This window comes from Thermoplasma volcanium GSS1 (genome assembly GCF_000011185.1).
Taxonomy (GTDB): domain Archaea; phylum Thermoplasmatota; class Thermoplasmata; order Thermoplasmatales; family Thermoplasmataceae; genus Thermoplasma; species Thermoplasma volcanium.
Genome location: NC_002689.2, coordinates 948,273 through 968,738, shown reverse-complemented (window position 1 = coordinate 968,738; position 20,466 = coordinate 948,273). Strand labels below are relative to the sequence as shown.

Sequence of the window (20,466 nt, the reverse complement as noted above, 5' to 3'; positions counted from 1 at the left end):
GATTGCTTATTCACAGTATTTCGAAAAAAGGTCGGATCGCAAAAGAAAAATCTGTGTAAGATCATGTCTGGAAGCATTGGGAAATTAGGCAAGGATGGTATGTTGGCCTTTTGCCCTCATTATTTTTTATTTTTTCCTGGATTTAATGAAAAGCTCCATACTCCTCTTAGCTTCTTCCTCAACTGCTGTCTCTGCTAGCGTATCTAGTGACTGTTTTAGATGTGGAAGCACAATACTCGCCAGGACCTTTCTCATGCTCGTATATGAAACAGTCGGAACCCTGTTCAATTCCCTGACTTTATTAACAGCGATCTCTGTGAGTTTATTCTTATCTTCGATGATCATGTCGACTAAGCCTAGGTTTAGTGCCTCTTCTGAGGTGAGCCTTGGCATGTTAATAGCCAGCTTCTTCACGTTCTTAATTCCAAAAACGTATACGCCCAATGAAGTTAAAATAGGAGGATAAAGCCCTATTCTGGCCTCTGGAAACCAGAACCACGCATCTTTTACAGATACAACATAATCTAAAGTTAAAAGGATCTCTGCCCCTCCTCCAGCTGCCAGACCGTTTACAGCGGCAATAATTGGATGTGGATAGTGCATAAGTTTTTGTAAAACATCAAATAAAGTTTTAAAGAAGGACTTACTCTCAGCATAATCCTCAAATTTATACATTGCATTTATATCGTCTCCAGATGAAAACGCCCTCCCTTCTCCGGTAATGATTAAGCCTTTGTAATTCGATGCTTCATCAACGTTCGAACTAAATTCTCTCCATGAATCAAAGTCAAACGCATTCAATTTTTCGCTTCTGGTAAATTTAAGAATTGCTATATCATCCACTTCTTCGAGGACGCAACGCGGCATTTTATGCACCTAATTCTCAACCATGCGTTAAAAATTTAAATGCTTTCTTAATTCATTTGTATACGATTTCATAATAATTTTTGTTAAATATTAACGTGGCGTTTTATATTTAAAAAGCATTAATCTCCAATACATAACTAATCCCAGCCTTAACATTATCCCACAGGCAACGCAGATTAATCTAAGCCTTCTATATTTGACGCAACGTCCAAAATTGTTATGCATTGCCTTTTCATTGCTAAAGAATGCACGCAACTTGACGATTTCATTGTTTTCATTATGTCTGATGCTTTTACATAGGCGTATTTTGCATCTGCAAGTCTTAGTTAATGCATTGGCATGGTGTTGTGAGGATTTTTCATTTGTTGGGCAATAAGCGAAAATATCCTTTATGTAGGCTAAGGAGGCTTGGCCTCTACATATGTTCAATTCTGCGTAAGCCTTTTCTATGCATAGGTATTTCTGCCATCCATCCGCGTATTAATCATAACACCATCGATACGATGTCACTTGAGGCTGCAGAAGATTAAACCATTCGTTTTAATCTAGTAACTATGTTCGATCTATTGATCTCGAACTGTACCGTTTTCGGTAGAGAAGGTTCTGATGCAATTGGGATTAACGAAGGAAGGATAGCTTTCATTGGGATTGATAGAGATCTTCGCGCAAAGAAGAGAATTGATCTCTCGGGCAAGATCGTATTTCCTGGCTTCATAGATTCTCACGCGCATCTGCTTTCAACGGGGCTGGAAGATATTCGTCTGAATCTTTATCATACGAAGAGCAAGGAGGAGGTTGTTGAAAGAATCGCTGAATATTCGAAAGGCAAGGAAAAGGTCATAGCATATAGATGGGATGAATCTATGTGGAAACCTCAATCGAGCTACCTCACATCTTCTGACATAAATGGAATTCCAGTACCTGTTGTTGCATTTAGAAGAGACGGACATATGGCCGTTGCAAATCAAAAAGCGATGGATGTAATAGGAACTACCCGGAAGGAGGGCATATTCAAGGAAGATGACATTGAACTTTTAGAGCCTCTAGTTAAACCTAACGAAGCCGAAATACGGGATGCGCTTAACACAGCTGCGAACAGGGCAATAAGCCTTGGCATCGTAGCCGTTAGGGATATGGTTGATATTTCGACGTATAACGAATATAAGAACATAAAAACACCGTTAAAAATATACAAGGTGCTTTATTCCGATTCTATTTTCGACAAATTCGGAACTTCATCGCAGAACGACTGGGGGATCAAGGCCTTCCTAGATGGATCTCTCGGTTCACGGACTGCAGCGCACAAGGGCTGGGATGCGTCTAATTTAAAGATGGATGAAAGTAAGTTCGAGAATTTTGCTAAGCAGATATGGATGCATAATTTGCCGCTTGCAGTCCATGCTATAGGAGAGGTAGCTGTCGAAACTGCAGCGAAAGTATTCTACCGAAATGCCGGAAGGAATAGGAACTCGATCGAACACTTTGAATTAGTTGACGATGACGTACTAGATTATATTACAAAAACAACAATAATTTCTTCACAGCCCAATTTCCTAGAATGGGCTGGAAAAGGCGGTATGTATGAAGACAGGGTTGGGGGCGAATGGCTTTATAAGAATAACCCGTTTCGGTGGATGATCGATAGGGGCATACACCTAGCTTTTGGATCGGATTCAATGCCCATCGGCCCAATGTATGGAATATATTATGCTGTCAACTCAGAATACCAGCGGCAGAAAATAACGCTTGAGGAGGCAGTAAGGTGCTACTCTGAAGGCGGCTCATATCTTCTCGGTACAGAAGGCTATATGGGCATGTTAAGGGTAGGGTATTCCGCAGACATGGCTGTTTTTGATGAAAAGCTGCTTAAAGATTTAAGGGGAATAAAAGCAGCAAAGCCTGAAATAACTATAATTAACGGAAAAATTTATACAAATTGATTATTATTTTTTGCCTAGCTTCTCGAATTCATAGATAGCCTTATCTAAGATCGTGGATAATTCAGGCTCTATTATTAAGAAGTGATACCTCTCTGGATTTGTCGATCTCTTAACGTACTCTATCTTTTTCGTTTCAGAATCGAAATCTACGAGTCCAGGATTTAGTGTTCCCCTTGTTAGGGATACTATGATCATCGAATCGTCTCCGTCCGAAAGAGATGGACTGTAGTATGCGAGATACCCTTTGTAGCTGTATATTTCGGCTACATTTCGCATTGCCATTGCAAAACTTCCAGATAGCGATATCATCAAGTCCTCAGGCGTCTTCAAGTACTCAAACTCAAACTTCATGGAAGGTTAATAGCGTTCCCTCTTAAAAATCATGATCTAGGATAGCATTAGATTGCTTTTGCAATTTATAAAAAAAGTGTATTGAAGTCGTGATTTACAACGTTTTATTCTATTTCTTTAGATGTGATTTGAAGAAGTCGATAGTTTCTTTGTACTGCCTGATAATATGGGCCCGTTCAGTAAAGCCGTGTCCTTCCCTTGGATATACGATCATCTTTACCTCGTCCCCGTTTTCCTTTAAAAATCTATAGAATTCGTAGTACTGGCCTATTGGGACGTACTTGTCGTTTACGCCGTGCATTAGCAGTACAGGTGTTTTTGGTTTGCGCTTTATCCTTATTGGCGAGTAGCGATCGTATTTTTCAAACGACCATGGGTCAGCGTCCAAGTGGATCCTGTCCCATTCGTATAGGTTGCTTGTTCCATGGAAGCTTATCCAATCGGAAATTCCGAAAAGAGATACGGATGCGTTGAAGATATCTGTCTTCATCACAGCCAAGGCTGACATGTACCCGCCGTATGACCCGCCTGTTATGAATATATTCTTTGTATCTATCTTTCCACTCTGCTGCAAATACTTTATTCCGCTGATTACATCTTCAAAATCCATGCCGCCTAGATCGCCTATGTTCGATTCTGCATACTCTCTGCCGAGTCCAACGCTTCCTCTGTAGTTAGGCATGAATACAGAAAAACCATAGCCGAGGTATACGCTTGTTCGATCAAGGAAGGCACCGTATGAAAACGATGTCGGGCCTCCATGGACATATACGATAAGCGGATTTTTAGGATCCAATGTACGAAGTATGCCATATATCTTTTTTCCGTCCGAAGCCTTCCATTCAACAATTTCTGACGGATAAGCCTTTAGATCAAGAAGGCCAGAATTTATTGCCGATCTTTCCTCTACGCCAGTATCGATGTTCTTGACTATAACTTCCTGCGGTTGATCTGGAGATGAAAAGGCTAACGCCAATTTTCCGGACGAAATATGAAAAGATGGAGAATAGGCTGGATATACAATACCGTCTCCACTCCAGAGAACTTTTCTGGTTAAGAGTGAAATCACACGAAAGTGTGTTTCATGGTTTTCAAGTACGTATATTTCCCCATCATAGAATACAATGTGCGAATAGCTAGATTCGTTACCCTCAGTAAGATTTTTCTTATCTGAATCGGACAATACAATAACGTCTCCTGAAACGACGCCCCTATCGCTCATCGTGCTTTCAATAAATGCTATTTCTCCAGACGTCCCAATAGTTAACTTGCCTAGTTGCCTATCTTTCGGCCTATGTTTCTCTATTATATCGCCACCAGCATCAATAACGTAAATAGACGGCCTGTACCAACAGCTCTCCTGTTGGCATCTAGATCCGATAAATGCTATTTCTCTGCCGTTGGTGGAAAATTCCCAGACATTTAGGTTATCGGTTAATTTTTTTATTCCATGGCCAGGCTGCAGAAGATAAAGATCGATGAAAGGGTCAGATTCTTCAAAAAAGTACCCATCATCCTCATTATCCTCCCTTTCTATGGAAGCTGAGAAAAGTATATCATTGCCGTACCATCTAGCCTCTTCTATATTGCCCTTGAAATGTATTCTCTCTTCTCTATAATCTTGTGTGATCAGGTGTATTTCATTCTCCTCAACGTAAAGAAGCCTGCCATCACTTGAAAAGTCCATAGAGCTGATACCATAGCCTTCAGCATTGAACAAAGTGTTGAACTTACAATCTGTTACGTATAGATACTTTTTCGGTTTATCTTTTTTATATTCTCGAAAAGGCTCAGAAGCTATATATGCTAGCCTCCTTCCATCCTTATCTAATTTTACCTCTTCTATATTTTTCTGTGTCAGCAGATCTTCTATTTGTTGTCCTCTCATAGCATATCAATGATTGTATTGATTTAAAGTTATCATGCTAAATCAGACAACGGTTTGTGCCAGGCCTCAAAAATAATAGGAATTATGATAATCGTCGATAGCGATTAATTGACATTTTACAGAAAGATATCAGCCTTGTAATTTTATATGCATTTTGGCAAAATTATTAGAGGTGCTTTTTTTTTTACCTTCTTTAATTATTGCGATGCTCAGTTTTTAATTTTGCTGTAATTCTTTATCTTATATTCGCTAAATCAATTATCATCCCTAATAGTGGATGGCCAATTTACCTATAATAGACCTATGTGAAGAAAATAGGTTTATGGGCTTCGATTGCCATATGGTTAAATTTTTTAAATAACTCAATCTATGATTATTTCATCATTCCAAAGAATATTTTTAACTCCATTCTCTCGTCTAGAGGTGTACGAAAAAGAATTACTACCGGATATATATGTTAGCAGAATGTTTAAATATATGAGTTTCTTATTGTGCGCTAGGTGTTGACATGGCACGGAGCTTGCGTAGGAATGTATTAAATTTTAGGGAGGTGCTTTTTCAGGGGGTTGCTGCATCAGCACCCGCAGGAGCGGCTGTGGCGACAATGACAGGTTCAGCGGCGTTCGCTCTAGGATCTTTGCCTTTAGCTGCAGCGGTTGCGTTTGTAATTGTATTTCTTAACGCACTGATAATAAGGAGGATATCGACGCACGTCGCAGGCCCTGGTGGATACTATGATTATATAAAGACTGGCTTTGGCAAAGAAGTGGGTATATTCTCAGGCTGGGTGTACATACTGTATCAGATAGCTGCACTCGCCTTTATATCTCTCTCTATAGCGGTATTCGTACCAGCCCTCCTTAGTTATATTTACGGGATCAGCGTTCCGGGGAATCTATGGATACCTTTATTGATAGGAGCAGCTGCTTTTGGATACCTAGTATCATTTTCAGGAATTAGAGGTTCCTTGAGGTATGTATCAGTTATGGGAAGCCTTGAAATAGCAGTGGTGGTGTTTATAGGGCTATTCATAATACTATCGCATCCAGCAATAAATACGCCTGCTGTATTCACCTTGAAATATGATAAATTTGGGGTAAGCGGTATAGCCCTTGGTGTTCTATTTATGTACACTGCTTTCTCTGGATTCGGAGGAATGACACCACTGGGTGAAGAGGCAAAGAACGCCAAGAAGTTGATAGGGGACGCTGTTATAATTTCCTCCGTCATACTAGGTGTATTCTTTGTCTTTGCGGCCTACGCTTTTACAGTTGGATGGGGCCCATCCAGTATGGAATCGTACGCAAACAATTTAGTTCCAGGCATAAAGTTGGCGCAAGTCGACATTGGTCTGTGGGCTGCAATCTTGATAACGATATTCTACATCAATAGCATATTAACAGACAACGTAACTTTCAGCAACAGCGTTGCTAGAATAACCTTGTCCATGAGCAGGGATGGTGTGCTTCCACGCTTTTTGTCCGAAGTTCATGAAAAGAGGAAGACGCCGCATTTTGCGGGTTTAGTGATGGTTATAGCTTCAGTGATAATCGGGCTCCTCAGTGTAGAATTCCTTGGGCCATTTGGCGGTTTCCTCTTTACAGGTGTTTTATCCACACTAGCTGCCCTTCTTGTTCATATGCTTGCAAACTTATCGCTTCCTGTAATAATTAAGAAGAAAGCAAATAAGGTAGGCGTTCTAAACGTAGCGCTTCCAGTTACGGTAACTGCTATACTTGTTTATGTATTCTATGGCACCTTCGTATCTATATCGACACCCGTAGTGGCTGCTTCAATTTCGTTCGGAGCTTGGGCCACATTCGCGGCTATATTCTCAGTAGTAAGGAGAAACAAGATATTAGAATCAGAATATATATCAGTAAATGAAGTGGGTGAGGAAGCTGAGTAGATGTGAAGACGGCTACGTTAAAATACAGGGAATTTACATATATTACAAGGTGTGTAAAGCAGAGAACGAGAAGGCAAAGTTGATGACTTTACATGGCGGGCCAGGCATGTCACATGATTATTTGCTTTCTCTAACTGATCTTGCCGAAAAGGGAATAACTGTACTTTTTTATGATCAGTTTGGCTGCGGCAGATCTGAAGAGCCAGAAAAAGAAAAGTTTACAATCGACTACGGGGTAGAAGAAGCGGAGGCTGTTAAGAAAAATATCTTCGGCGACGATAAGGTATTTCTCATGGGTTCCTCTTATGGCGGTGCGCTGGCTTTAGCATACGCTGTGAAATACCAAGCGCACCTTAAAGGGCTGATAATTTCAGGCGGCTTATCGAGCGTACCTTTGACTGTGAAGGAGATGCAGCGGCTAATTGACGAGCTTCCAGAAAAATACAGAAATGCAATAAGGAAGTATGGAGAAGTAGGAGATTACCAAAATCCGGAATATCAGGAAGCTGTAAACTATTTTTATCACCAACACCTCCTTCGTTCTGAGGACTGGCCTCCGGAGGTGCTCAAGTCTCTCGAGTACGCAGAAGAGCGAAATGTGTACAGGACAATGAATGGGCCAAACGAATTTACAATTACTGGAACTATACGGGACTGGGATATCACAGATAAGATTGGGATTATATCTGTGCCTACATTGATAACAGTGGGGGAATTCGATGAGGTCACACAAAACGTAGCTGAAGTAATACATAGCAAAATAGATAACTCCCAACTAATCGTATTTAAGGCCTGTTCTCATCTGACTATGTGGGAAGATCGCGATGAATATAATCGAATTTTACTTCAATTCATAGAGAAAAATATATAGTAGTTTCTAAGTCCTGAATAAAGCCTTCAGTTGTTTTAATATTGCTAATATTCTTTTTTATAATGGATCCATTTAAGCTTTCTACTATTCTCGCATATTGGCTAGATTATGGAATCAGCTAACAAACTTTGAGTAAAAATCGATGGTGAGTTACTAAAGTGCAGGATTCAGCGAATATAAAAATGGCCAATCGTGAACTTTTAGAAGTGTTTCGACAAATATTCTTTGAAAAAGTAGAATCTCTAATAATAATCAAGCTAAGCAGGAATATACAAAAAGAAGAGTTGACTAAATATAAGAGAAAGAATTGACCGTTGAAATATGTTAGATATCCAGTTCAAATATGGAATGTGGATAATCAGTTATGCTAACTGACGATACTTTGCGTGAAGGCATGCAGGCTCCTGGAATTGCCTTCACCTTGGATGAGAAAATACGGATTGCCCAATCAATAAGCAAGAGCGGAATAAAGAGAGCGCTTGTTTCATATCCATCCGCCCATGAAAGCGAAGTGGAAGCAGCTAGAAAAATTACTGATCTGCATTTATTTGATGATACGTATTCGTTGGGCAGGTCAATTAAAGAAGACGTTGATTCTATCATTTCTACCGGTTCGAAGGTCACACTTCACTTGCCGTTCGGTGATTATGATATAAATAAGATATGCGATGTGGTAAAGTATGCTTCAGATCATTCTGATTCTGTAGAAATAGCCATAGTTGACATGGTAAAATATGAGAAAGAGAAGATATTCGATTTAGCGAAGAAGCTATGGGAATGCGGTGCCTCAATTGTGCAAATACCGGACACGACAGGCCGGGCAACCCCCAAGCGGGTACACGATGTCGTGTCTTACATTAAGCAGAATCTCAAAGTTAAAGTGGAGGTACATTGCCATAACGATCATGGATTAGCGATTGCGAACAGTATAGCTGGCATAGAAGCTGGATGTGATTACGTAGATACTACCATATTTGGTATAGGTGAACGAAACGGAATAGCTGATACGGCTTCAATAGCAAGTTACCTTGAAAAAGCTGGATACGAGGACAAAATTAACTTTGAAATGCTCAGAAAGACATACGACTTAATGAGTGAGCTCATCCTTAGAAAAGCTGGATACAGATTTTTTGCAGACAACATGCCTATCTTTGGGAGGAACGTTCTATCAATAACTGCTGGTACGCATTCAACATCCAAGGTTTTTCCAAATTCCCGTGTTTCGTTGAATGTTTATGCTGGCTCACGCCTAGTTGCAAGTATCCTTAGGAAAAATGGAATAGAACCAGATGAAAGAAAAGTTAAACTACTTGTCTCTAAAATCAAGGACTTGTCGTCTAATGAAGGCCGGGTAGTTGGGGAGGACGAAGTGCTAAAGATTTATGGTGGTATACTATGAGAGCTATCGAAATAGGACACATTGTAGCAGGACCTACTGCTGGGCTCCTTCTATCAGATTTGGGCTTTGAAGTCATAAAAGTAGAACGTCCAAAATCTGGCGATATCGCAAGATCCCTAACTGGAACTAGCTCAGGTGCTTTCGCATTCTACAATAGGAATAAAAAAAGCGTGACTATAGACTTCAAACAGAAGGAAGGTAGAGATGTCCTGATGAAACTCATAGGGACATCCGATGTTCTTATAGATAATCTCGGATATGGAGCCCTGGAATCTGCAGGTTTATCTTATGATGAGATGAAGAAGCATAATCCAGGGCTCATATACCTATCAATAAGGGGCTACGGCAATGGTCCATATGAGAAGAGGAAGTCACTCGATTTTCCAATAGAGATACATAGCGGGCTTGCTTACATGACTGGAACACTGGAAAAGCCCATGCGCGTTGGGGCCTCAATGATTGATATGAGTGCTGCAATGTTTGGAGTCATAGCTGTTCTAGATGCCATAATCGAAAGAGAGAAAACAGGAAAAGGCAAGCAGGTAACTATCGGTATGTTCGAAACAGCGCTTTTCTTTATGGGACAGCACATAACAACCTATCAATTGATAGGAAAAGAGTTAAAACCAATAAACGAAGATGGGTTTGCTTGGGGGATATACGATTTCTTTACAACGAAAGACAACAAGAAGGTATTCGTAGCTGTGACTACAGAAGATCAGTGGAAAAAGTTCTGCGAGGTATTTTCGCTAAGTTTTTGCGATGAGTTTCCTACAAATGCTATACGTTATAGCAAGCGTGATACGCTGATACCCATGCTTCAAGATGTAATGGGTAAATTCGATTCAACCGGACTAGTAGAAAGATTAGAGAGTGCGAACATTAGCTACGCTGTACTCAATAAGCCATGGGATCTATTAAATGATCCGCATGCTTCGGCCAAAATGATCTCAGAAGAGTACTGTGGTAGGAAAATAATGGTTCCTTATTCTCCAATCGGCTATAACTATGTCTCGGATCCTCCAAAATTAGGCGATTATACTAGGGAAGTATTGCGAGAACTCGGATATTCTGATTATGAGATTGATTATATGGAGCACAACGGTATCGTATAAATGTTCATAAGATAAACCGTATTTTTATTTAACCCGTTAGAACCTTTATTCTTATATTTAGTTTGTTTCAGTCACGTATGGTAGATGAAAAAACTTACAAGGGAAGTGTATCGGACAGGCTTGAAAGGATACCTTTCGGGAGCCCGCAACGGAACTTCCTTCTGATGGTAACGGGTGGTGAATGGGCTGAGACGCTTATGCTCCTTGGAAACGGAGTGATACTAGCACTTGTGGCATCAGTCCTGCACTTTTCCCATGTACTGGCTACGCTAGTCGTTCCAACCGCTTTTTTCCTGGGCGAATTTGTTGGAAGTATATTCTTCGGCTGGCTTGGAGACCAGAGAGGAAGGAGGACAGTCTTTTTATACAACTTGCTTGTCTTCTCTGGTGGCATGATAATTGCAGGATTAATGTCTACTGCCATACTTATAGCTATCTTCGTCTTCATCGGTGGGATTGGTGTAGGCGGTGAATTCCCTATTGTCGATACTTTTACGTCAGAAATGATGCCTGGCAAGGAAAGGGGAAAGAGGCTTGCAACTGTCTACACTATAGCCGTAACAGCCGGTCCAGTAATTGCCTTTCTGACTTACGAGATGAAGATAGTTGCTCCTCCCTACGTATCATGGAGGATACTGTTCTGGTTCATGGGAATAGTTGGAATAGCCATTTGGGCTGTTAGAACACAGTTGAGAGAATCTCCAAGATGGCTCGAAGTTCATGGGAGGTACAAGGAAGCTGATGCGATTGTTAAGGATTGGGAGCAGAGGGTAATAGAAGAAAAGCACCTACAGAGCCTCCCTGAACCAAAGTCAGAGACGGAAGTATCGGAGAGGAAGTCCCGTTACAAGGACATATTTGCACCAGACTTAAGGAGGAGGACTATAATGATGCTTATATTCCAATTCTTCCAAACTGGTATATTCTACGGCTTCACTTCTTTAGCCCCTACATTCCTTCTGTATAAAGGGATAACACTGGTACATTCCCTAGAATTCTCCTTTATAATATATTCCGGATTCTTCTTCGGGAGTATATTCAACGTTTTCATAATAGATAAGGTTGAGAGGAAATGGGGTATAATAGCATCCGCCGTGCTCGCCGGCGTTTTTGGAACTTTGTTCGGTATTATACCCAATGTTACAGCTACAGTAATATTCGGCTTCATCACCACATTCGTACTATGGAACTTCTCAAACTTCTATCATACTTACCAAGCTGAGATCTTTCCAACGAGGGTAAGGCCTACCGCAGCAGGAACAGTATACAGCGTAAGCAGGATATCCACATCAATACTCGTACCATTTATAACTGCCTTCTTCCTACCGCACGGGCTACTGGCATCCTTTGGACTAATATGGGTGTTCATAGCAATAGTTGTTTTTGACCTTGCGCTATTAGGGCCTAAAACTTCTAAATTAAGAGTTGAGGCAATAGCCCAATAATTTATTTTTTCTAAAAATATATTTCTGATGATTCTAATAGAAAAGACTATGAGCAATGAATAACATCTTAAAAAAAAAGGAGAATATATATTGGTATCTTCCAGCTTAATCTGTTCGTATGATACTCTCAGATCACTTATGATAGAGCAGCTGGAAAGATTGTTTATCCATTGAATAAAGCACGAAAAAAGTCTGGTTGCTGTAAATTGACACCTGTTATAAGAAAAATTGGACAGTGTAAACAATAATGGTTGTATGATGATTTGTAGAATCAATGAATTACGCAAACAGAAGCATAAGAGTCGCTGATTGATACTTAATGTGGAACAAATAACGTAACAGCCAGTTTTGATTTTCTGGTACCATCTTTCTTTCAAAAATATGCTCAAATTGACCGGTGGTGCTTAGCCATTTGGGAGATATTGAAAAATCATGTTCAATGTGGAAATAAACGCTATAAATTCATGCATCAAAGTAGAAGATTACGGATATACTTAAATAAAAATAATAATTGAATACATCAAGAGCTATGATTCAAGAACCGAAAAGAGCTTCCATAACTTTTCGCTCTGCATTCCTAATGTGATAGAGTATAGTGGGCTTAGTTAGGCCAAACTCCCGTGAAATAGACGTTAAGTCATAGGATCTCGGCCATGAAAAGAACCCCTGTCTCAAAGATGAATTTACTATCCTGCGCTCAGTTTCTGTAAGCTCCAAAGTGAATATCCCTCTGTTCGCATTCTTAATGATAGAAAACATTGAGTCGCCGTTCCTGATCCTTTCATAATCAAGTGTTTCAATGTTATTCTTCTTTTCTATTAAAGCGACAAAATTATCAATATGTTCTTTCTCCAATACAATGGCATTGAACCACTCCGATCCGTTTTCTGCAAATATCGGGTATAAAGGTATTATCTGTTCTGAGATCATTGCTGGCACTATGCCATGGGATATTTTAGTACCGTTGATGAAGGCTGCTTTTTTACCTCTTGCTATATAGACTGTTTTGAAGTCCTTAGCAAAATCATTTCTCATTGCGTCTATATCTCTAGCAAGAGTGAAAGCAATGACGGTATTAAAATCCGTAGAATTTATAACGTTTAGAGTTACTATTTTATTTTGTAAGTGTTCGGCAGCCGCGGATAACCCGCAGTTGCTAGATATTGAGAATGAGAGGTAATACATCATATATATATGCTCTAGGATGTATTTATCTTTTTTCTAATACAGCGAATTTAAAATGTAGATAAACGGAAATTATCAAATTTTTGATGCACGAGTTGGCATCTTGTGATGAGTTTTTATTTATTCCAATTAGAGATATCTGATTTTATTAAATATCTGGTTAATTCAGAAAATTATTAAGAAGATAATGATAGTATGATATATTGGAACAAATTCCATCAATTGTGATTATTATAGACAATATCGTTTTTCCAGATTAACATAGGGGATATATGTCATTAAAAAGTTCTTTTTACCGACTTTGTAGGGCGCTGCAAGCGTGAGAGTTGGAAAAGTAGTTTATCGTATATTTGGCCAGTACTTCGTAGAAAAGATTGACTGCACTTCGCTTTTACATATTTCCGCAAGACAAGGGTGAATAGAAGTCTGCCATTTCGTTATACTTTAAATTCTAACCACAACAGGAAGTGATCGATGTCTATATATGGCTAAATTTTCATAAAATACTGTATTCGTTACGGAAATTGAAAAATACGGGAAATCCGTGAACAGTGAGAAATATCGAACAATGAGGATGCATAGAATGAATTCTGATCTAGATATTTGTGTATGGGATGTGAAATTGCCTTGGAAATGCAAACAACGGGAATGTACGTATTCAGGGTGTTGAGGGGCACGGGATTCTCCATACATATTGCAGAACATTCAAAGCTTGCCTTCACATTTAATAAATTCAAGAAGAATGATAAAAGAGTGTCCGTAAATGCTTATAAAACTTTTTAGGCTTTATGAGATGCATGAAGTTTATCTTCCATCACTGGAATCATGATCGTCATATACTTCTGAGATGAAAGATGTTGGGTGAAGATGTTGCGGTTATAAAGACCAGGGTATACGAAATGCTTTCAGGGTATGGGATAAGTATCGTTGTTACGGATATATTCCGAAGTCACGGATTGAATTAAATCGACGAATCTTACGAAAGGATCTATGCACCTGGTCTATCCTATTGTACTAGCAGACATGATGAACAGTCCATCGTAAATATGGGATATCGAATATATAATCGGTGATGAGATATCCCGTATAGCTGAGAATAGGGATGATACCCATATTCTTATGACAATGCCTGGAATAAATGTATATTCCTCTGCATCAGTAATGGTTGATTTCGAACATAATCAGGCTTCCTGACCCACTAGATATGGAAATAATAAATCACTAATACCTTATTGGAATGTGAAATTTAAATTTTGATAGTGCACCAGAAGCCTCATAATTAGATCAGTATAAACGGATTTCCTATTCAATGATAAAAGATATTATTTTTTTGGATATTTTATAGTTTTTATCAATACTAATTGATAAACCATGCTCTGATACCGCTCTAGGGTTAATGATACTAGGATCAGTCCAGGGAGGCCCATAGCATTCTTTGATAATCCTTCTTGCTCAGAAGACGTATCTTCCCCTCCAATTAGGTATAGCAATATCTGTATATATGTTTTTCAGATTATATAAGTAAATAATGTTTATTGAATATATACTATCGCAAATAGCAAAAGGCATTATATAAAAATTTAAAGTCAACGGGATAACATTTAGAAATACATTAATTTCTGTAAAGGGCTAAATTTTATAGCAATTTAATTTAAAATCTAGAATTGGTTATAAAGCAATAAAGTTACTGATTATCTTTAAGTATGAATTCCATTACTCTTTCTACCCCAACTTCAAGCGGTGTTGGATTTTTGACTATTGTATTCTTTGCAACAAGTTCGCTTGCCTCTGGGACAATGTAATCTTCATGCCTAGTTCTAATCTTTTTTCCAGTAACCTTTTCAATGAGCGATATCAAATCGTTTACTGATGTTCCCTTCCCCGATCCTACCTCGTACTCTCCAGTTCTGTATTTTTCATTTAGTATCCTTTCGATTGTTATTGGTACGTCACCAACGTACAAGAAATCTCTAATGTGACTTCCATCACCATATACTATCGCCTCTTCTCCAGATAATGCAGCTTTAGTGAATAAATAAACGGCACCTTTCTTTGCGCCATCTCCGTATATGTTGAAAAACCTGAGTATGTAATATTTCAGACCATACAATTTTCCGTAAAGCCTTATCCATTCCTCTGCATTTTTCTTGGCGAGAGAATATGGATTTGTTGGTTCTGCAGTAGAACCTGAACTTGGAAAAATAAATACACTATCATTTTTCCTGGCTAATTCTAAAAATCTAACAACCAAAGATAAATCGTCCTGGAAATAATCGTATGGAAATTCTATAGATTTCCGGATAAGGCCTCTCGCAGCCATATGAATAATTACATCATACCTTCGATCTTCTAATTTATCCCCAATATCAAAGCCATAAACCTCACTGTTTCCATTGAAATAGGAATAGATGTGCGAACCTATAAATCCCCTGTGGCCTGTAACAAGAATCATCATAGCAATACATAATTAAAATGTATAAAAAAGTAAGCAATCTATTCTATTATAGCAAAAAATAATTCATCATATACCGATAAACTATAGTTGATGTCATCTTGCCTGATACTTTACTGAAAAGGCTTAAGATAAGCCAAATTAGATCCGCTCGGTTTCCGTAATGAAAGATATCCTGCAATGCATTTAGCGTTTCCCTATACGAAAGTTTGTTTACAGATCCTAGGGCAGAGAGCATCATAAGTTCGTGGAGGTAAAATAGCCGGTATGGGCTTGAAGTTTTAGGATCTCCGTATTTATTTAAAAGGTATTTCGCTGTATCCGCACTCTTGTTGAAGAAAATCAATTTCCTTTTCAGAAAGTGATCCTGATCCCCAATAACTGTAGTCAGGCTCGAGTGCAATCTATACCTAGTTAAAGGAGCATTATCGACTATTAATACGCCTTTGGATGCAAGAGCAGAATAATACATCAGCTTATCAAAGCTAGCTGGTAGAGATTTCAAAGTATCAATCATCGATACCGCAAAGTCCCTTCTCACACTTATACAGCTCATGTACCAGTCTCCGTTTAACTTTCTGGCCATCTTAATGCTTCTGGCATCATTTAGCCTGACATTAACGCGCATCCTGCCAGTATAGTTCTTCTCTACAATCCGGCCATCTTCATCTATGATTCTTACGCCATTGTGGTAGTATACAATATCGTCCTCATTAAAAGCCTTTAGCACATTTTCTACTTTGTTAGGCTCGAACATGTCATCATCGTCCAGAAAGCATATAATTTCTGAGCTCGATTCCATAATACCCCTAGCCATCTTTTCGCCAAGGGTTGGGCCGAAGAAGAGAACGTTCTTGATCTTATTTTTTTCGCAGAAATTATCTAAGGCTACATCAGAAAAGTTCTTCACGAGTATTATTTCGATCTTATCTCTGCCGACTGATTGATCCAGAACACTTTTAATGGCATTCATCACATATTTTTTGCGATCGTGGGCAGAGATTATAACGCTTACATTGGCCATCATTTATGGATCACCCAAATATTAGTCAGCTACTCCACGCTAAAGCTTTGGAGCTTGCCGTTGGTCTCCGGCTCCACCCGTAAGTGGAGTTTCATTGAACAGCAACGATTGGCTTGCTGACAACAGCCTGAAGTACTCAGACACGCGGATAACTTCAATGTTTCTTGAGGCATTCAGATCTGCGTTTAATTCAAAGCCGCAGTTTTTGCACTTGAACACCGAGTCATGCCTATTTTCTTTGCTTACATATCCACATCTTGAACATTTCTGAGGAGAGTACTTTGGATTTATATATATTACTTTCTTGCCTGCATCTTCTGCCTTGTATTCTATGAACTTCTCAAGTTCTACCGCTGACCACGATCCTAGCTCCCTCCTGAATTTCTTCTCTTTTCCTTTTTTCTTCTTTTTTGCAGGTCCCAATACCTCAAGAGTTATTACATCATAGGGAAGCGATACGACCTATTTTGATATTAAATGATTCACATCGCGCACGAACACCCTCTCTTTCCTTTCAATCTTCCTCAATTTCTTCTTCGGAGAACGATGGCATAAGTGCTGTAACTTCCTCTTTAGATATTGATACCAGCCTTTCGCTTCCCTTAAGTGCCTGCTGTTGAGAAATTTATTTTTCGATAAAACTGCTATTATCTTTATCTCTCTGTCTATGTAAATTATTTTGATGTCTCTTGGCCTTTGTTTATTGCCTTCTTTTCAGACGTATCCACCTGAACCATTACAGAAATTCTATTCTTTTTGTCTATTACAGGTTCCGCATTTGCGTATTCGCCTCTGTACTTGTCTATGATTTGTGTTTAAAATACTTAGAATACTAACATATCTTGAACTGTGGTTATTGAAATAGTATAAGAATCTAAATAGAACTTGAATGTCCTTTTATCATACCTTTCTGTCAATGATTTCCTTTCAATCCTTTTCTCCGGCCTTGTTGCTTTCAATGATTCAGATGCTTTATCCCTTCCTGTTTGTACAAGTGCGTATGGCAGTGTTGGTATTGTCTCCCTCACCTTCCTTTATATTCCTTTTTGGAGCCCGTTTCTATTGAATGTCTTATTCTCACACCCTTAGTCCATAACTATTTCCACTGGATCTCTAAATTGTATAGCAGTTTCTGCAATAGCCCTACGGTATGGCAATTTCAGTTTAATAGTTCTGAACATCTATTAATAGTACAGGTAGGAAGTTATTTAACTTTTGTTGGGGAGTCCGTGTATCCTCAAGCTAAAGCACAGAGGTTTTACTACTTCCCAGAACCCTAGCTTACTCATAAGTATGAGCTTTACCCTAATACGGCAATTACTTTTCACTAAAGCTCTGGAACATGCTGTTAGCAAACTATCTGTCTTAAGGAAAGTTCTATTCTACAGAATTGTTGATTATTCCGTATTCTGCAGTGGTAGGATGGAAATAATCTTTTGCCTTTTTTTAACATTGCAGCATGATTACTGAAGAGGGCATAACAATATACCTACCTCCCTTGGAGAAGGCGCGTTGCCGAAACAAATGGTTTTTCAATAATCCACAAACTATTTTATTCCTCAAAGGAGGGTTCCACTACTTGCGTATAAACTCCTTAGACCGATTCTATAGCAATTAGCGATAAAAATTGAATGAAATTAAGAAGAATATGTCAATATGACTTAGTAAAAGTTTTTCAGTTTTTATCTTAGCTCATTAGAAAATAATGACGCATAGTGATTCACCGTATCTCTCAAGCCCTCATCAAAAGGTATTGAAGGTTTCCAGTCAAGTTCATTCTCGATTTTCTTGGGGTCTATTGCATACCTCACGTCGTGTCCTGGCCTATCTGATACGTATTCTATTAGCGATTCATCTTTGCCTAAAATACCAAGTATCTTTTTTACAACATCAATGTTGTGTTGTTCATTTCTGGCGCTCACAAGGTACGTTTCACCAATTCTGCCTCTTTCCAGTATAGCTTCGATCGCACTACAGTGATCCAGTACATGTATCCAGTCTCTAATTTGCCTTCCACTTCCGTAAATAGGTATTCTAAAATTGTGAATTGCATTGTAAACAGTCTTAGGAATTAGTTTTTCACGATGCTGGTTTGGACCATAATTGTTGCTGCAATTTGATATGGTTGCCTTGATTCCGTAGGTATTGATATACGATCTTACAAGCATATCAGCAGCCGCCTTGGTAGCTGAGTACGGATTACGTGGAGCATAGGGTGAATGTTCATCGAATTTTTGAGACGAATCCAGAGGTAAAGAGCCAAAAACTTCATCAGTCGAAATCTGGTGGAATCTTATGTCATATTTTCTAACTGCCTCAAGAATATTGTAAACGCCAACGTAATTTGAGCGTATGAATGGTTCGGGAGATTTTATGGAGTTGTCAACATGGGATTCCGCTGCAAAATTGACAACACAGTCTACATCCTTTATAATGGATTCTATTTGTTTTGCATTTGCAATGTCTGCTTTAATGAGTTCGTATCTGTCCGAGAATGATTTATGATCAACATAATCAGGATTTGCAGCATACGTTAATTTGTCTACGTTGACAATGCTGTCTCTCTGGTGCTTTTTTAACCAATAATTTATGAAGTTTGACCCTATGAAGCCTGCACCACCAGTTACTAACAATTTCATTTTGAACTACCCCTAAAGTTTCTGAACGTCCCAAGCTTAATATCTTTCTCAGATACAATTGGATCCTTGATTGGCCAGTCTATAGCCAAGTCTGGATCGTTAAAGATTATGCCATCTTCGTGTTGGCGAGAAAACTCATTGTCTACTTTGTAAACAACATGCGAATCTTCTAAGGCTTGAAAACCGTGTGCAAAACCCCTGGGTATCCAAAGCATCTCATTGTTGCTCAACACCCTATATACCCATTTGCCGAATGTTACAGAATCTTTCCTTAAATCAACAGCAACATCATATATCCTTCCAGTTATAACCCCAACAAGCTTTCCTTGAGCCATGGGTTCTCTTTGGAAATGCAACCCTCGAATGACACCTCTTCTTGAAAAAGAATGATTATCCTGAACAAATCTAACATGTAGTATTCGATCAAATTCTGAAGCTTTGTAACGCTCTTCAAAATACCCTCTGTTATCTTCATATCTATTGCACACAATATGGATAACATCGGGTATCTCTGTTTCCTCGAATATAAATGTCATTCTTCACCATCCTTCTTTAGTGATCTTTCAAAACTATTTAGATTACTCTCGAGTGTGTAGAAATCAAAGTCGATCAACTTTTTTGCATAAGATATATCGAGAGATGAATCAAAAGGCCTCCTTGCAACCATTTCTTTTAGATCCGGAACTTCCCTAATTAACTTTTGATCAAATCCAAATCTGTTTGCTATGGCAGTCGCTAGGTCAAATCGCGATATCCTCTGTCCAGCAATGTTGATAATGCCCCTATGCGTTCCTTTGGATATTAATACGTATAAGGCCTTAGAAAGAAGATTGGCATGAATTGGAGAATAATAACCCTTAATAACATCGACTTCGAGGCCAGCCTTAAGCCTATTGTATACAAACAAAGGAAAATTATTGGCATTTCCGAAAACTCCAGATGTTCTTACGACAATTGTATTGTCACTTGATAGTGCATATGCATCTCCTATTGATTTTGTATAACCATAGTAATTGATCGGGTCGGGTATATCGTCTTCTTTGTAATTTCCTCTCTCTCCATTGAATACATAATCAGTAGATATTTGAATTAATTTAGAATTATACTTGTCACAGAGCTTTACGATGTTCCTAACGCCTATTGCATTGACCAAATAAGCCTTTTCTCTTTCTTTTTCGCATCTGTCCACATTAGTAAAAGCAGCGGAATTTATTACTATGTCTGGGCTTGCTTGAGAGAACAGCAAAGCTATCTCTGAATAATCCGTAATATCTACTCGTTTTCCATTGATAGATCCAGAAATAGCGTTAGGAACAAGTTTGAGGAGCTCTCTTCCTAACTGCCCTGTATGCCCAAATATAAGTATGTTTGGCAATAACGC

General features: G+C 38.8%; 18 protein-coding genes. 7 read left to right on the top strand and 11 right to left on the bottom strand.

Features of this window, described 5'->3' with window-relative positions:
* Window positions 1–126: 126 nt before the first annotated feature.
* Window positions 127–867: an enoyl-CoA hydratase/isomerase family protein gene (locus TVG_RS04940; protein ID WP_010917173.1), complete on the bottom strand. Its 741-nt coding sequence runs from the start codon at window positions 865–867 to the stop codon at window positions 127–129.
* Between the two features lie 554 nt (window positions 868–1,421).
* Here TVG_RS04940 and TVG_RS04935 point away from each other — a divergent pair.
* A complete protein-coding gene (locus TVG_RS04935; protein ID WP_010917172.1) occupies window positions 1,422–2,807 on the top strand; it encodes an amidohydrolase in 1,386 nt (461 codons plus the stop codon).
* 3 nt (window positions 2,808–2,810) lie between these two features.
* On the opposite strand, the gene TVG_RS04930 is transcribed toward TVG_RS04935, so the two are convergent.
* Together TVG_RS04930 and TVG_RS04925 are read right to left on the bottom strand one after the other, a co-directional pair.
* Window positions 2,811–3,158: a hypothetical protein gene (locus tag TVG_RS04930; RefSeq protein WP_010917171.1), complete on the bottom strand. Its 348-nt coding sequence runs from the start codon at window positions 3,156–3,158 to the stop codon at window positions 2,811–2,813.
* Window positions 3,159–3,267: 109 nt separating this feature from the next.
* A complete protein-coding gene (locus TVG_RS04925; protein WP_010917170.1) occupies window positions 3,268–5,046 on the bottom strand; it encodes an alpha/beta hydrolase family protein in 1,779 nt (592 codons plus the stop codon).
* Window positions 5,047–5,554: 508 nt separating this feature from the next.
* Here TVG_RS04925 and TVG_RS04920 point away from each other — a divergent pair.
* The 5 genes from TVG_RS04920 to TVG_RS04900 all read left to right on the top strand — a co-directional run bounded on the left by TVG_RS04920 (window position 5,555) and on the right by TVG_RS04900 (window position 11,785).
* Window positions 5,555–6,955, top strand: a complete 1,401-nt coding sequence (locus TVG_RS04920; protein WP_010917169.1) for an APC family permease — start codon at window positions 5,555–5,557, stop codon at window positions 6,953–6,955.
* Entirely contained in the window at window positions 6,930–7,826 is an 897-nt protein-coding gene (pip, locus tag TVG_RS04915; RefSeq protein ID WP_010917168.1) for a proline iminopeptidase, read from the top strand. The genes TVG_RS04920 and pip overlap by 26 nt, the downstream gene beginning before the upstream one ends.
* A gap of 364 nt (window positions 7,827–8,190) precedes the next feature.
* The gene (locus TVG_RS04910) at window positions 8,191–9,225 is read left to right on the top strand and encodes a LeuA family protein (RefSeq protein ID WP_010917167.1); all 1,035 of its coding nucleotides are present in this window, start codon (window positions 8,191–8,193) and stop codon (window positions 9,223–9,225) included.
* Complete coding sequence (locus TVG_RS04905; protein ID WP_010917166.1) at window positions 9,222–10,340, top strand: CaiB/BaiF CoA transferase family protein; 1,119 nt, start codon at window positions 9,222–9,224, stop codon at window positions 10,338–10,340. The genes TVG_RS04910 and TVG_RS04905 overlap by 4 nt, the downstream gene beginning before the upstream one ends.
* A 77-nt stretch (window positions 10,341–10,417) precedes the next feature.
* Entirely contained in the window at window positions 10,418–11,785 is a 1,368-nt protein-coding gene (locus TVG_RS04900; RefSeq protein ID WP_010917165.1) for an MFS transporter, read from the top strand.
* A 534-nt stretch (window positions 11,786–12,319) separates the two neighbouring features.
* Here TVG_RS04900 and TVG_RS04895 read toward each other — a convergent pair.
* Window positions 12,320–12,973 carry a helix-turn-helix domain-containing protein gene (locus TVG_RS04895; protein WP_048054007.1) on the bottom strand — a complete coding sequence of 218 codons (654 nt, stop codon included), beginning with the start codon at window positions 12,971–12,973 and terminating at the stop codon, window positions 12,320–12,322.
* A gap of 630 nt (window positions 12,974–13,603) precedes the next feature.
* Here TVG_RS04895 and TVG_RS08555 point away from each other — a divergent pair.
* Window positions 13,604–13,753 (top strand): hypothetical protein, encoded by a 150-nt coding sequence (locus TVG_RS08555; RefSeq protein ID WP_156769094.1) that lies wholly within the window; start codon window positions 13,604–13,606, stop codon window positions 13,751–13,753.
* 901 nt (window positions 13,754–14,654) lie between these two features.
* Here TVG_RS08555 and TVG_RS04890 read toward each other — a convergent pair.
* From TVG_RS04890 to TVG_RS04865, 7 genes are all read right to left on the bottom strand, one after another.
* Window positions 14,655–15,425, bottom strand: coding sequence for an NAD-dependent epimerase/dehydratase family protein (locus TVG_RS04890; protein ID WP_010917163.1), 771 nt, complete (start codon window positions 15,423–15,425; stop codon window positions 14,655–14,657).
* 46 nt (window positions 15,426–15,471) lie between these two features.
* On the bottom strand, window positions 15,472–16,449 hold the full coding sequence (locus tag TVG_RS04885; RefSeq protein WP_010917162.1) for a glycosyltransferase family 2 protein: 978 nt from the start codon (window positions 16,447–16,449) through the stop codon (window positions 15,472–15,474).
* Window positions 16,450–16,485: 36 nt separating this feature from the next.
* Window positions 16,486–16,869 carry a zinc ribbon domain-containing protein gene (locus TVG_RS08815; protein ID WP_010917161.1) on the bottom strand — a complete coding sequence of 128 codons (384 nt, stop codon included), beginning with the start codon at window positions 16,867–16,869 and terminating at the stop codon, window positions 16,486–16,488.
* Window positions 16,870–17,270: 401 nt separating this feature from the next.
* On the bottom strand, window positions 17,271–17,474 hold the full coding sequence (locus tag TVG_RS08810; protein WP_241760255.1) for a hypothetical protein: 204 nt from the start codon (window positions 17,472–17,474) through the stop codon (window positions 17,271–17,273).
* Window positions 17,475–18,128: 654 nt separating this feature from the next.
* Window positions 18,129–19,085 carry a dTDP-glucose 4,6-dehydratase gene (gene rfbB / locus TVG_RS04875; protein ID WP_010917160.1) on the bottom strand — a complete coding sequence of 319 codons (957 nt, stop codon included), beginning with the start codon at window positions 19,083–19,085 and terminating at the stop codon, window positions 18,129–18,131.
* Window positions 19,082–19,621, bottom strand: a complete 540-nt coding sequence (rfbC, locus tag TVG_RS04870; RefSeq protein ID WP_010917159.1) for a dTDP-4-dehydrorhamnose 3,5-epimerase — start codon at window positions 19,619–19,621, stop codon at window positions 19,082–19,084. The genes rfbB and rfbC overlap by 4 nt, the downstream gene beginning before the upstream one ends.
* Entirely contained in the window at window positions 19,618–20,460 is an 843-nt protein-coding gene (locus TVG_RS04865; protein WP_010917158.1) for an SDR family oxidoreductase, read from the bottom strand. Before TVG_RS04865 ends, rfbC begins: the two co-directional genes overlap by 4 nt.
* Window positions 20,461–20,466: the final 6 nt, after the last annotated feature.